Raw genomic sequence first — 12,086 nt, forward strand, 5'->3', positions numbered from 1 at the left:
GACTATGACCCGAGTTAACGATTTGTTTACGAACATTCTAAGATGGTTCGACTCCGAAGCGGGATTGGATCACCTCGACACTCAGTGCCGAGAATTCAACGTTATTCGGGTTCTACCCTTCATTGCTCTACACGCTGCGTGTCTGTTGGCACTTTACACAGGAACAAGCGCCTTTGCTGTCGGCTTTGCTATCGTATTTTTCCTGGTACGCATGTTCTCGATCACGGCCTTCTATCACAGATACTTTGCTCACAAATCCTTCAAAACCAGCCGCGCTGCACAATTTATTTTCGGCGTTCTAGGCGCCAGTTCTGCTCAGCGTGGCCCGCTTTGGTGGGCAGCACACCACCGTCACCACCATCAGCACTCTGATCACCCGGAAGACCTTCACTCCCCGCACCAAGGCGGCTTTTGGTGGTCGCACATGGGCTGGTTCACCTGCGACGCGGGCTTTGTTATGGATGAGCGTCGAGTTAGGGATTGGCTGAAGTTTCCGGAACTTCGTTTTATCAATCGCTTTGACTCTTTGGTTCCTGCGGTCTTCGCTGTACTGATCTATTGTTCCGGGGAGGCATTAGCCATGTGGGCGCCAGAGCTGGGCACCAATGGTTTGCAACTGCTTGTCTGGGGATTCTTTATTTCAACGGTCGCACTGTTCCACGCGACCGTGTCCATCAACTCGTTGTCGCATGTGTGGGGCAAACGCCGGTTCGACACGAATGACGACAGCCGCAATAACTTCTGGCTCGCGTTGCTGACGCTGGGTGAAGGTTGGCACAACAATCACCACCGTTGGCCACAGTCTGCGCGTCAGGGGTTTCGTTGGTACGAGATCGATATCACCTGGTACGGCCTGTGGTTGCTTTCCAAGCTCGGCATTATTTGGGACTTGGCTCCGATTCCGCCCCACATTGTAAAAGAAACACTGGCCACTGACCTAAACCGATCAAGGAAGCCTAAACAATGATGCCCTCAGATAACGTTGTGGAAGTTGGCTCCAAAGACCGGGCCATGCAGATAACGCTGAACGCCTTCTGCGGCCTTTACAACAAATTAGATAAAGGCCACTTGCACGAATTGGCGGCGGTGTATGCTGAAGATATCGAATTTCAAGATCCATTCGGTCAGGTGATAGGGCTCGACGCACTAACCCAATACATGGCAAGCGCGTATCAAAACGTCATCCGATGCCAGTTCCGTTTCGGTGACCCAGTCATACAGCACCCACGGTGTTGTATTCCCTGGGTTATGGAGCTAAGCCACAAGCGCATCCAGCGCGGCAAACCTGTTTACGTTGAAGGCATGAGCCATTTACTCATCCGCAACGGAAAAGTTCATTCTCATCGGGATTATTTTGATGCCGGCGAACTGCTGTACGAACATTTGCCGGTGGTTGGAAGTGCCATACGCTGGGTTAAGAGGCACGCGGGATGAGCAAGCGTGTGCTACCTAAATCCAACATCTGGCTGACAGGTGCGTCGTCTGGCATCGGCGAGGCGCTGGTTCATGAACTGGCCAACCATGGCCACAAACTTGTGGTTACTGGTCGCCGCGAAGAACCTCTGAATGAGCTGGCGGTTCATTGGCCCGCACAGATCCATACTGCCGTGGCCGATACCACCAATCGGGCGGAACTGTCCGCCCTCGCCGATTCGCTGAATCATTTTGGCGACTTGGACATGGTTATTTTAAATGCGGGCACTTGCAAGTACCTGGAAGTGGCTGAATACGACAGTTCCATTATCGAGGCCAACCTCAACACCAACGTACTTGGTACCGCTCGTTGCCTAGATATAGCCCTACCCGCGCTGCGGGCCACCCGAGCCAAAGGCAAGCCGGCCAGTGTAGTGATTGTCAGCTCCTCCGCCTGGTGGTTTCCATTCAGCCGAGCCGAAGGCTATGGCGCGTCCAAAGCTGCCCTGACCTATTTTTCGCAATCTCTGCGTGCAGATTTGGCCGCGGAAGGCATCGACGTCGTGGTGGTTTCCCCTGGTTTCGTAAAAACCCCCTTAACCGACCAAAACGATTTCGCAATGCCTTTTATGGTCAGCGCCAAAGAAGCCGCACTCCGTATTCACCAGGGCCTCGCAAAAGGAAAGCGGGAAATCGCCTTTCCCCGGCGCTTCACTTGGACTTTGAAAGCACTCGGCTGCTTACCCCAGAGATTGATTGACCGTATGGCCGCCTCGATGGCTCGAAAAACGGATAACCACCTTTGAATGGATCTGCGACAGGAAAAGCATTGATGAATCAGGAACGCCAACGGATTGCAGTAATCGGTGCAGGAGTATCTGGCTTAACCGCCGCGTGGATGCTCAGCGAACACCATGACGTTGAACTCTTCGAAGCTGCCGATTATCCAGGAGGTCACACCAATACCGAACAGGTTTCATTGGGTGGAAAAATCTGGCCCGTGAATACCGGTTTTATTGTGTTCAATGATTGGACCTACCCGAATTTCATGAAGCTGATGGATCGGCTTGGAGTCGCCCATGAAGTCAGCACCATGAGCTTCAGTGTGGATTCACACGTCACTGGATTGCAGTACAACGGGACCAACCTAAACACTCTTTTTGCACAGCGCAGCAACTTGTTTAACCTCAAGTTCCTGAAAATGGTTCGGGAGATTCTTCGCTTCAACAAAGAGTCCCGGGGCGATTTGGCGGGCGGCCAAATTCCGGAAGGCGAAACGCTAGGTCAGTATCTAAACCGAAATCGCTACAGTCATTACTTCCGCAAGCACTACATCGTTCCCATGGGCGCGGCAATCTGGTCTGCCCCGGAGCTTGTTCTGGAACAATTTCCGATTCGTTTTTTCCTTCAATTCTTTAATAACCACGGCATGCTATCTGTGGATGACCGGCCCACCTGGCGGGTGATTTCCGGCGGCTCTGCCACCTACGTAACGCGGATGATGGAGCGACTTGGTGACAAAACGCATCTGAACAGCCCAGTATCGGAAATTCACCGTGATGAAGACGGCGTCACCATCGTCTCGAATGGTCAAAGTCACCGGTTTGATCAAATCGTTCTTGCCTGCCACAGCAATCAAGCCTTGGCGATGCTAAACAACCCAACCGATAAAGAACAGGCCATTCTCGGCGCTATCGGCTATCAGAAGAATGATGTGGTGCTTCACACCGACTCCAGCGTGTTGCCCTCCAATCCGCTGGCGTGGGCGGCGTGGAACTACAGGATTCCGGAACACAGCACCCAGCCGGTATCGGTTACCTACAATATGAACATCCTCCAGAACTTTGACGACGCGCCAGAAACCTTTTGTGTCACTCTGAACCGTAGTCACGATATCGACCCAGACAAAGTCATCAAACGTTTCGAGTACGACCATCCGGTGTTTACGCTGGATGCCGTCGCCGCCCAAGAACGCTACCACGAAATTGGCAACCACAACCGCACACATTTTTGCGGCGCATACTGGTTCAACGGGTTTCATGAAGACGGTGTTCGTAGCGGATTACGGGTGGCGAAAGCGTTCGGGTTGGAGCTCTGACTATGGCCAGCGAATGGCTAGAAGGTACTATAAGACATAGGCGTAAGCGACCGACACAGCACGAGTTTAACTACAATATCGGCATGCTGGCACTGGATGTTCATGAGTGGGACACCGTGGCGAGCACCAGTCCGTTTTTCTCACTGGAACGGTTCAACTGGATGACGCTGCGCCGTAAGGATTACCTCGATCCCCACCACGCAAATTTACGCGATGCGGTTAGCCAACGGGTTCAGGCTGCCACCGGTTGGCGACCGGACGGCACAATCCAACTCATTACCCACCCACGTTATCTCGGCCACATTTTTAACCCGGTCAGCTTTTATCTTTGCTACGAACACGGCCAGAATCCGGGAAACGGTGATGTACCTAAAGTCATCCTGGCTCAGATCACCAACACTCCCTGGAAAGAGCGGCACGTGTACTGTCTCGAATGCCAACAACCTGGCCCTCATTCCGAGCAATGGCAAACCGAGCGGTTCGCTTTCAGCAAGCGCTTCCATGTGTCGCCCTTCAACGGTATGGATCAGCATTATCAATGGCTGTTCAGCTTTCGAGGCCCCGAACTGCGTATTCACATGAATGTCGAACAGGAACAACAGAAACATTTTGATGCCACGTTGGTAGTCCAACGCACTGCACTCAACCGTATAACCCTTCATAAGAGCCTTCGCCGGTTTCCGCTGGAAACGCTGAAAGGGGTCGCGGGTATTTACTGGAATGCCCTGAAACTGAAGATGAAAGGCACCCCTTTCCACACGCACCCGGACAAGCTTGACGATCACATACCGGAATATCGCAGAGGCACAGACGATCAGGGCATAGATATCACCGAGCCGGGGTCTTTGGCGCAACCAGATACAACTTTGACAGGAAGGGTAACCTCATGGAGAACGTGAAGACCTCCAGTAACACATCAAATCTAGCAACGGAGCGATTGCCACTGGTGAGCCGGATTGCAAAGCAGCTGGTTTGCCATCAATTGGCCCAACTCGCAAAAGGCACTCTCAAGATTCGGCAACCGGGCTTCGATGATCTTGTGTTTGGTGACGACGATTCAACTTACCCTGCTGCCGAATTGGTCATTCACAACCACAGTACTTGGCGTGACTTGGTTACAGGCGGTAGCGTCGGCGCTGCAGAATCCTTCGTGGCGGGCGACTGGAGCTCTCCCGACCTCGTCGCCTTGCTGCGGTTTTTCACCCGAAATATCGACACCATGAACGCCTTTGAGGACAAGTTCAGCTGGGTGAGCAAGCCGGCGCTGAAAGGCCTGCATTGGTTGAACCGGAACACACCGGAAGGCTCCCGAAAGAACATCAGCGCCCACTATGATTTGGGTAACGATCTGTTCAGCCAATTCCTAGATCCGACGATGATGTATTCCTCAGCGATCTACCCTCACCCGGATGCCAGCCTCGAAGAGGCCGCCGTACACAAGCTTGACGTGATCTGCCAAAAACTGGATCTGCAGCCCGGTGACCAGGTGATGGAAATCGGCACTGGCTGGGGCGGTTTTGCCATACACGCAGCGAAGCACTACGGGTGCCATGTAACGACGACAACGATTTCCAAGGAACAGTTGGCGCTGACCCAAGCCCGCGTTGCGTCCGAGGGTTTGGAAGGCAAGATCACGCTGTTATTTGATGATTATCGCGACTTGACCGGCCAATTCGACAAACTGGTGTCCATCGAGATGATCGAAGCGGTTGGCCCGGAATTTCTTGACAGTTACCTAAGCCAAATCAGTGCGCTGCTGAAACCCAACGGCATTGCGTTGGTGCAGGCTATCAATATGCCGGAGCAGCGTTACGAGCGCGCTTTAAAGAACGTGGACTTCATTCAGCGGTATATCTTCCCGGGCAGCTTTATCCCGTCTTTTGGTGCCATCCTGGGCTCGGTGAGCCGAGGCTCTGATTTGGTGCTGGCGCAGGTAGACGATTTCGGCTTCCATTACGCCCGAACACTTCGTGATTGGTGCGATCGTTTCATGGCTAATCGCGAAGTATTGGCGGAGCAAGGTTATGACACCCAGTTCCAGCGCTTGTGGCAGTTTTATTTTGCCTATTGCGAAGCGGGCTTCAGCGAGCGGGCCATTGGTGTTGCTCACGTCGTGATGGCCAAACCTGCCAACAAGTGCAGCAGCATTTCGGCGTCGTGATTCACTCTGAAGCCGGTCGAAATACGGTTAACTTTTTGCTGTTTCAGGCCGGCTGGTTGGTGTGCGTTTTATACCCGAGCCTGGCAGCGACGGGGCTGGCTGTACTTATTCTGGCCATTCATTTTCTCTTGGTAAGCAGCCGGCGGGGAGCGGAAGTTTGGTTCATCGCGGTAGGCATTTTGCTTGGCAGCCTCTTGGACTCGCTATGGTTGCGAACCGGTATTCTTGGTATCGAAGGTACGAAAGCTCCCCAGTTTGCGCCGATATGGCTCATCGCCATCTGGGCTCTCTTTATGACGACTTTGTGCCATTCGCTCAGCTGGGTTGCCAAGCGAGCGTGGCTTCCGTTCATTTTGGCGCCTTTTGCGGGGTCTTTTGCCTATTGGTCCGCCAGCCAGCTGGGCGCGGTTACCCTGCCGGGCAACACGATCTCGCTAATCGCCATCGGAACCGGCTGGTTCGTGCTGTTCCCGCTGTTGCTGTTTATTCGTAAACATCTGGTTAGGGATAGTGTGTCATGATGCGATGTGCAGTGTTTGGGGCGTTCATCCTGGCGACCGGACCGGCAGCGGCCGAAACCTTCGAATTTATCGGAAACGCTCAATCCCTCAACAGCCAAAAGCAGCTCTACGAGGAGCTGCATCAAGTCACCGGGAACTGCTCAAAAGCAGGGTTTGAACCCGCAGAGCACACCGTGTCGTATTTCAAAGATCCCGGCGATCGCCGATTTGCCTTCAAAACTCTGCAATATGGTGAGCATCCCAACCGACCCAGCGTTGAATTCCATCAGCCGGACTTCAGCGAAACGCTGGAGATTCGTTACTCAAAATCAAAACAGTTAACCATCGATTGGCAACCACCTTCTGAAAATCCCAGACGTTTTCAGGTAACCTTCGATGGCCGCTTGGTGGTCGATGCCGGTTTTGATCAATTCGTCCGAGCCAACTGGCAAGCGGTCATCGCCGGAGAATCGCTCCCCTTTCGCTTTCTGGCTCCCACTCGCGGGGATCACTACGGATTTGTTCTAGAACCAGCACCCAAAGAAAAGATCGATGCCGATGTGGTGGTTCAGATTCGCCCCACCAGTCTGGTTTTGCGGTTTCTGGTTGATCCGATCATCTTGGGCTACAACCGCAAAGGTGCATTGACGCACTATAGGGGGCTAACCAACATCCGCGCTGACCGCGAGACTAACCACACTGCACACATTCGCTACCGCGTTATTCAGTATCCGGGCTGCGAGCTGACTTTATGAAGCTCTGCCTTTCGGCCAAACGGCCAAACGGTTATCACTCATTGATGTGGTAAACTCCGAGCCAAACTGATTCGGAGATTCCATAACCATGATGTTCGTGTCGTTCAACGTCAACAGTATCCGCACTCGCTTGCACCAACTGGAAGCTGTTATTGAACAGCTGAACCCTGATTTTATCGGGCTTCAGGAAACCAAGGTCAGGGATGAAGAATTCCCGGAGGAAGCCATCCGGGAACTCGGCTATCACGTGTATTTCCACGGTCAGAAAACCCACTACGGTGTCGCGCTGCTGTCCAAGCAAGCGCCTGACAAGGTAGTCAAAGGTTACGCAACCGATGACGAAGACGCACAGCGCCGGCTCATTACCGGGCACTTCACGATTAATGGCGAGCCGCTTACGGTTATCAATGGCTACTTCCCCCAAGGAGAAAGCAGAGACCATCCGACCAAGTTCCCGGCCAAGCAAAAGTTCTACGCCGATTTGATGAATTTGCTGGATGAGCTCAATAAGCGCCCCGGCCATGTTGTTTTAATGGGTGATATGAACATCTCGCCAACGGATAAAGACATTGGAATCGGCCCAGACAACGCTAAACGCTGGCTACGCTCAGGAAAATGCAGCTTCTTGCCGGAAGAGCGGGAATGGCTAGGCCAAGTTGAAGCGCGCGGGTTTACCGATGTGTTCCGGCACTTGAACCCGGAAGAAGCCGATACCTACAGCTGGTTTGATTACCGAAGCAAAGGCTTCGAACGCGAGCCAAAACGAGGCCTTCGTATTGATCTAGTCATGGCCAACGACAGCCTGCTGCCCAAAGCCAAAGATTCCGGCAGTAGTTATGAGATCCGGGCCATGGAGCGCCCCTCCGATCACTGCCCCATCTGGGCAAGTTTCGAACTCTGATAGGCTGACCGATCCGCCATGAAAAAAATAAAAACCAGGGACAGGATACTGAACACCAGCTTGCAGCTGTTTAACAGCCTGGGTGAGCCGAACGTCACCACACTGTTAATCTCGGATGAGCTGGATATCAGTCCGGGCAACCTTTACTACCATTTCAAAAGCAAAGGCGACATTGTTGAAGAGCTTTTCGAAAGCTTTGAAGCTGAAATGCTCGATTTGCTTGCGGTGCCGGACGGTGCAGAAGTGCCACTGGACCAATTTAGCTTCTTTCTGCACCTCCTGTTTGAGGCGGTGGCTCGCTATCGGTTCCTGTATCAGGACTTGGTCAACGTGCTGTCTCGATACGAGCAGCTACAAGTCCGTTTTCGGAGGATCCTAAAAAAGAAAACCCTGGCGTTCGAGTCGCTGTGTACCAGCTTCAAACGACAGGGTTTGATGGTCATAGAACCAGCAGAACTAGACGCGCTTTGCCAGCAGCTAACACTGACTGTCTGCTACTGGAGCAGCTTCGATACGCTGTCCCATCTGGATAATCGGGAGTTTGTCGATCCCGGTAAAGGGGTGTACCAGATATTGCACCTGATACTGCCCCACCTTACCGAAGACGACAAAGAGGAAATCAGACTTATCAGCGAGACCTATCTGTAATCGGGAGTTTACTCCTCTTCCTCACTACCCTTTGATGAGCCCCCACGGAGTTTGGCCAGCTCCGCTTCCAAGTATTCGATGCGGCCTTCTAACGCCTGAATGTCTTCCTTTCGATGGATACCCAGACGGCGCAAGGCTCCTGAAACCCGTTGGTCGAACAGGTGTTCAAGCTTGTCCCAAGTGCCGGTTGCACGTTCGCGCACTTCGCCAACCCGATCTTCTACCGTACGAATCTGCTTACCGACAACGCCTCGGGTTTTCGATTCAAGCTGTTCACCTTCCTGAACCAAGCGATCGAAGAACTTGCCAGCATCTTCCTCGGCTTTAGTGTAGGCACCAAGACCAGCCAACCAGATCTGCCGAGCAGAGTCCTTTATCTTTCCCGGCAGCTGCGGATCTGTCTCAGGTGTTTGATCATCGTGCTCAGACATGAATACCTCTTAAATTCGGGCAATAGAGTTAATTAGGCATTATATTACAGCCACCTTTTGATTGCAGTGGTTGCGACAACCCGCCTGGAACCCACACAGCGTCGGGCCGCAATATAAAGAATGGGTACATATGAAGAAATGTTTTCAAAGGAATCGGCGCAAAGCTTGAGTTGTACGAAATATGGTCAATACTTCTCAATACCGGTGTCCCCGTTGATGCCGGTTTGTCTGGAAGTCTTTCATGGATACTACTCGCACGCCTCTGCCCGGCTTCCCAAGCCGGGCTTTTTTTGTGCTTATTTCCTGTTATTATATGCTTATTCCAAAACGAACACTCGACGGGAGTTCTGAATGATAGACATTGCTTGGGGTGAATTTACCCCCGTCAGCGCCTTGGCTGGCGGTATCCTGGTAGGCCTTGCTGCCGCCAGCTTTCTTTTGTTGAATGGTCGCATTGCCGGCATTAGCGGCATTCTCGGCGGGCTCCTAACCCCCGTGCGCAAGGATATTCTCTGGCGCATCGCTTTTCTTGGCGGCTTGATTGGTACCCCGATTCTTTGGAAGCTGTTTGCAGAGCTACCGGCCATCGAAGTCAATGCTGGCTTTCCAGCCATCATCGTTGCTGGCCTTTTAGTGGGCGTCGGTACTCGCTACGGCTCTGGGTGCACCAGTGGGCACGGGGTATGCGGCCTATCCCGGCTCTCGCCTCGTTCGCTGGTTGCCACTCTGAGCTTCATGGCAACGGGCTTTATCACCGTTTACATTATTCGCCACCTGATCGGAGCCTGATTTCATGAAATATAACGTTGCCTCTTTGGTCGCCGGCATAGTCTTTGGTTTAGGGCTTCTCATTTCTGGCTTGGCTAACCCAGCTAAAGTGCTCGGTTTTCTCGACATTGCCGGATTATGGGACCCGTCACTCGCACTGGTTATGGGCGGGGCAATTCTTGTAGGCTTAGTGGCTTTCACGGTCGCCAAAAAACGTACGTTATCGTTGCTTGGCTTCAATATGAAACTGCCGACCAATACTAAGATTGATAAGCGCCTTGTCGGCGGCAGCTTAATGTTTGGCGTGGGCTGGGGCATTGCTGGATTCTGTCCGGGGCCTGCATTGGTTGCGGTTGGCGCAGGTGAAATTAAAGGGATAGTCTTTGTCGCATCCATGGTCGCAGGTATGATGCTCTTTGAACTTATCGAACGGAAACGCGCACAATCCTGACGCGAATCCAACGATTTCACTTGTATCCGTGCCGGGCTTATCACGAGCTCGGCTCATCCAACCTTTGGAGAAGCCCCATGGATATCAGAAAAATTGACGACACAATGTCTGTCGCGCCTCAGATTGCCATCGAAGACATTGCTGAAATTGCCCGCCTTGGTTTCAAAACACTGATCGCGAACCGACCCGATGGTGAGGAATTTGGTCAGCCCCCAATGACCGACATCAAAGCAAGCGCCGAGCAACATGGGTTAAAGTGGGTGTATCTGCCCGTTGCTTCCGGTCATATTACTGATGAGGATGTCGATGCATTCGCCCCTTTATTCAAGGAAGCGGAAAAGCCTGCTTTGGCCTTTTGTCGGTCTGGCACACGCAGCGCCGTGTTATGGGCGCTCAGTTCAGCTCGGGAACAGGACCCACAGGATCTGCTCTCGAAAGCCTACCAAGCCGGTTATGATCTCACTGGTCTCATTGGCCGTATGCATACGCAGCAACAGAACAACCAAAGTTAACACCCCACAATCGGAAAGTTTCAATGCCATACAAAGGGACTGAAAATTTCAGCCATAACCAGGCCGAACGCCTGGGCGTTCTCGTCACCAATTTAGGTACACCCGATGCCCCCACTCCATCAGCGTTAAGAAGGTATCTGGCTGAGTTTTTATGGGACCCACGGGTTGTTGAAGTGGCACGCCCACTCTGGTGGCTAATACTCCATGGCGTCATCCTTCGCATTCGCCCAAGACGAAGTGCGAAAGCCTATGCCGGTGTTTGGACGTCCGAAGGGTCTCCGCTATTGGTACACACCGCCAAGCAAGCCGAAGGTATCCGTGAAGCCTTGCAAGCTCGGTACGGCAACAATGTGGTGGTGGGCTTCGCCATGCGCTACGGCAACCCGTCCATCCAGCGCGTGCTGGACGAAATGCAACAACAGGGCGTAAACAAGCTTTTGGTGCTTCCGCTGTACCCGCAATATTCAGCATCGACATCGGCTTCAACCTTCGACGCGATTGCCAAAGATTTCATGGGGCGCCGCTGGCTTCCAGACTTTCGTTTTGTATCTCATTATCATGACTTTCCGGCCTACATCGAGGCAATGGCTCAACACATCGAAGCACACTGGGCCGAACACGGACGCAAGCAAAAGCTGATCCTGTCATATCACGGAATACCACTGAAGTATTTGCTCAATGGCGACCCGTATCACTGCGAGTGCCATAAAACCTCACGCTTGCTGGCGGAACGGTTAGGGCTAAAAGAAGACGAGTACCTTACTACCTTCCAATCGCGTTTTGGGCGCGAGGAATGGTTGCAGCCGTACACCGATGAAACCCTGAAATCGCTTCCCGATAGCGGCGTAAAATCCATCGATGTTTTCTGCCCCGGCTTCTCAGCGGACTGTTTGGAGACCGTTGAGGAAATCGATGAGGAAAATCGGGAGTACTTTATGGAAGCGGGCGGTGAAGCGTTTGCCTACATACCGTGCCTGAACGCTACACCTGGACACATCGACGCTCTTGTAGAGCTTGTTGAAGAGAACATCAAAGGCTGGGCCGCGCCTTCCAATGACAGCGAGCAATTGGAAGCCCGGGCAAAATGCGCAGAAGCGCGAAAACAGGCCACTTTCCCTGGCCGAACCGACCTTTAAGCCTTTAAGTGCTGGGATCCCAAGGCCACCATACTCAGCCGGAGTGGTGGCCTCTGGCGATTTCAGTCTTCGCTACTTCCCCTTTATGTTCTGCATCGGGCAAAGCCTGGCAAAACGTACATTCTTCCGTATCAACGGCCGCCCCGCCCGATTCGACATAGCGAATTCGGTGATTGGCATTGCCACGATTAGCGGATACCGAAAATCGACGATTTTTTCGATTATCCTGCTCGGTAAACTTTTCGTTGTGCGTCATAAATCACCTCACTCATTAGTGCTACGTTATGGTCTCCAACCAGCGAAACGAAAGCA

General features: G+C 52.7%; 16 protein-coding genes. 14 read left to right on the forward strand and 2 right to left on the reverse strand.

Annotation, left to right across the window (positions count from 1 at the left end; all coding sequences use genetic code 11):
- Positions 1 to 4: 4 nt before the first annotated feature.
- The 10 genes from K5L82_RS04990 to K5L82_RS05035 all read left to right on the forward strand — a co-directional run bounded on the left by K5L82_RS04990 (position 5) and on the right by K5L82_RS05035 (position 8,476).
- Positions 5 to 967 carry an acyl-CoA desaturase gene (locus K5L82_RS04990; RefSeq protein ID WP_133005563.1) on the forward strand — a complete coding sequence of 321 codons (963 nt, stop codon included), beginning with the start codon at positions 5 to 7 and terminating at the stop codon, positions 965 to 967.
- Positions 964 to 1,434, forward strand: coding sequence for a nuclear transport factor 2 family protein (locus K5L82_RS04995; RefSeq protein WP_316933367.1), 471 nt, complete (start codon positions 964 to 966; stop codon positions 1,432 to 1,434). The genes K5L82_RS04990 and K5L82_RS04995 overlap by 4 nt, the downstream gene beginning before the upstream one ends.
- Positions 1,431 to 2,219: an SDR family NAD(P)-dependent oxidoreductase gene (locus tag K5L82_RS05000; protein ID WP_223133405.1), complete on the forward strand. Its 789-nt coding sequence runs from the start codon at positions 1,431 to 1,433 to the stop codon at positions 2,217 to 2,219. Before K5L82_RS04995 ends, K5L82_RS05000 begins: the two co-directional genes overlap by 4 nt.
- Positions 2,220 to 2,245: 26 nt before the next feature.
- Positions 2,246 to 3,511 (forward strand): NAD(P)/FAD-dependent oxidoreductase, encoded by a 1,266-nt coding sequence (locus K5L82_RS05005; RefSeq protein WP_223133406.1) that lies wholly within the window; start codon positions 2,246 to 2,248, stop codon positions 3,509 to 3,511.
- A 2-nt stretch (positions 3,512 to 3,513) separates the two neighbouring features.
- Positions 3,514 to 4,410 (forward strand): DUF1365 domain-containing protein, encoded by an 897-nt coding sequence (locus K5L82_RS05010; protein WP_223133407.1) that lies wholly within the window; start codon positions 3,514 to 3,516, stop codon positions 4,408 to 4,410.
- Positions 4,398 to 5,672, forward strand: a complete 1,275-nt coding sequence (locus K5L82_RS05015; protein WP_223133408.1) for an SAM-dependent methyltransferase — start codon at positions 4,398 to 4,400, stop codon at positions 5,670 to 5,672. The genes K5L82_RS05010 and K5L82_RS05015 overlap by 13 nt, the downstream gene beginning before the upstream one ends.
- Positions 5,669 to 6,193 (forward strand): DUF2878 domain-containing protein, encoded by a 525-nt coding sequence (locus K5L82_RS05020; RefSeq protein ID WP_223133409.1) that lies wholly within the window; start codon positions 5,669 to 5,671, stop codon positions 6,191 to 6,193. The genes K5L82_RS05015 and K5L82_RS05020 overlap by 4 nt, the downstream gene beginning before the upstream one ends.
- Positions 6,190 to 6,927, forward strand: coding sequence for a hypothetical protein (locus K5L82_RS05025; protein WP_223133410.1), 738 nt, complete (start codon positions 6,190 to 6,192; stop codon positions 6,925 to 6,927). Before K5L82_RS05020 ends, K5L82_RS05025 begins: the two co-directional genes overlap by 4 nt.
- An 88-nt stretch (positions 6,928 to 7,015) precedes the next feature.
- The gene (xthA, locus tag K5L82_RS05030; RefSeq protein WP_223133411.1) at positions 7,016 to 7,828 is read left to right on the forward strand and encodes an exodeoxyribonuclease III; all 813 of its coding nucleotides are present in this window, start codon (positions 7,016 to 7,018) and stop codon (positions 7,826 to 7,828) included.
- 18 nt (positions 7,829 to 7,846) lie between these two features.
- On the forward strand, positions 7,847 to 8,476 hold the full coding sequence (locus tag K5L82_RS05035; RefSeq protein ID WP_133005571.1) for a TetR/AcrR family transcriptional regulator: 630 nt from the start codon (positions 7,847 to 7,849) through the stop codon (positions 8,474 to 8,476).
- Positions 8,477 to 8,484: 8 nt separating this feature from the next.
- On the opposite strand, the gene K5L82_RS05040 is transcribed toward K5L82_RS05035, so the two are convergent.
- On the reverse strand, positions 8,485 to 8,907 hold the full coding sequence (locus K5L82_RS05040; protein WP_133005572.1) for a phasin family protein: 423 nt from the start codon (positions 8,905 to 8,907) through the stop codon (positions 8,485 to 8,487).
- Positions 8,908 to 9,258: 351 nt separating this feature from the next.
- On the opposite strand from K5L82_RS05040, the gene K5L82_RS05045 reads away from it, so the two are divergent.
- The 4 genes from K5L82_RS05045 to hemH all read left to right on the forward strand — a co-directional run bounded on the left by K5L82_RS05045 (position 9,259) and on the right by hemH (position 11,774).
- Positions 9,259 to 9,696 carry a YeeE/YedE family protein gene (locus tag K5L82_RS05045; protein ID WP_133005573.1) on the forward strand — a complete coding sequence of 146 codons (438 nt, stop codon included), beginning with the start codon at positions 9,259 to 9,261 and terminating at the stop codon, positions 9,694 to 9,696.
- A gap of 4 nt (positions 9,697 to 9,700) precedes the next feature.
- Positions 9,701 to 10,126 carry a YeeE/YedE family protein gene (locus tag K5L82_RS05050; RefSeq protein WP_133005574.1) on the forward strand — a complete coding sequence of 142 codons (426 nt, stop codon included), beginning with the start codon at positions 9,701 to 9,703 and terminating at the stop codon, positions 10,124 to 10,126.
- Positions 10,127 to 10,203: 77 nt separating this feature from the next.
- Positions 10,204 to 10,638, forward strand: coding sequence for a TIGR01244 family sulfur transferase (locus K5L82_RS05055; protein ID WP_133005575.1), 435 nt, complete (start codon positions 10,204 to 10,206; stop codon positions 10,636 to 10,638).
- Between the two features lie 23 nt (positions 10,639 to 10,661).
- Entirely contained in the window at positions 10,662 to 11,774 is a 1,113-nt protein-coding gene (hemH, locus tag K5L82_RS05060; RefSeq protein ID WP_223133412.1) for a ferrochelatase, read from the forward strand.
- A gap of 34 nt (positions 11,775 to 11,808) precedes the next feature.
- Here hemH and K5L82_RS05065 read toward each other — a convergent pair whose 3' ends face one another.
- A complete protein-coding gene (locus K5L82_RS05065; RefSeq protein ID WP_133005577.1) occupies positions 11,809 to 12,030 on the reverse strand; it encodes a hypothetical protein in 222 nt (73 codons plus the stop codon).
- Between the last annotated feature and the right edge of the window lie 56 nt (positions 12,031 to 12,086).

It is taken from the genome of Marinobacter sp. AL4B (assembly GCF_019916045.1).
Classification (GTDB): Bacteria; Pseudomonadota; Gammaproteobacteria; order Pseudomonadales; family Oleiphilaceae; genus Marinobacter.

Coding starts and splice junctions, on each gene's coding strand:
- K5L82_RS04990 (WP_133005563.1), top strand. CDS start 5: ATGACCCGAGTTAACGATTTGTTTACGAACATTCTAAGATGGTTCGAC.
- K5L82_RS04995 (WP_316933367.1), top strand. CDS start 964: ATGATGCCCTCAGATAACGTTGTGGAAGTTGGCTCCAAAGACCGGGCC.
- K5L82_RS05000 (WP_223133405.1), top strand. CDS start 1,431: ATGAGCAAGCGTGTGCTACCTAAATCCAACATCTGGCTGACAGGTGCG.
- K5L82_RS05005 (WP_223133406.1), top strand. CDS start 2,246: ATGAATCAGGAACGCCAACGGATTGCAGTAATCGGTGCAGGAGTATCT.
- K5L82_RS05010 (WP_223133407.1), top strand. CDS start 3,514: ATGGCCAGCGAATGGCTAGAAGGTACTATAAGACATAGGCGTAAGCGA.
- K5L82_RS05015 (WP_223133408.1), top strand. CDS start 4,398: ATGGAGAACGTGAAGACCTCCAGTAACACATCAAATCTAGCAACGGAG.
- K5L82_RS05025 (WP_223133410.1), top strand. CDS start 6,190: ATGATGCGATGTGCAGTGTTTGGGGCGTTCATCCTGGCGACCGGACCG.
- xthA (WP_223133411.1), top strand. CDS start 7,016: ATGATGTTCGTGTCGTTCAACGTCAACAGTATCCGCACTCGCTTGCAC.
- K5L82_RS05035 (WP_133005571.1), top strand. CDS start 7,847: ATGAAAAAAATAAAAACCAGGGACAGGATACTGAACACCAGCTTGCAG.
- K5L82_RS05040 (WP_133005572.1), bottom strand. CDS start 8,907: ATGTCTGAGCACGATGATCAAACACCTGAGACAGATCCGCAGCTGCCG.
- K5L82_RS05045 (WP_133005573.1), top strand. CDS start 9,259: ATGATAGACATTGCTTGGGGTGAATTTACCCCCGTCAGCGCCTTGGCT.
- K5L82_RS05050 (WP_133005574.1), top strand. CDS start 9,701: ATGAAATATAACGTTGCCTCTTTGGTCGCCGGCATAGTCTTTGGTTTA.
- K5L82_RS05055 (WP_133005575.1), top strand. CDS start 10,204: ATGGATATCAGAAAAATTGACGACACAATGTCTGTCGCGCCTCAGATT.
- hemH (WP_223133412.1), top strand. CDS start 10,662: ATGCCATACAAAGGGACTGAAAATTTCAGCCATAACCAGGCCGAACGC.
- K5L82_RS05065 (WP_133005577.1), bottom strand. CDS start 12,030: ATGACGCACAACGAAAAGTTTACCGAGCAGGATAATCGAAAAAATCGT.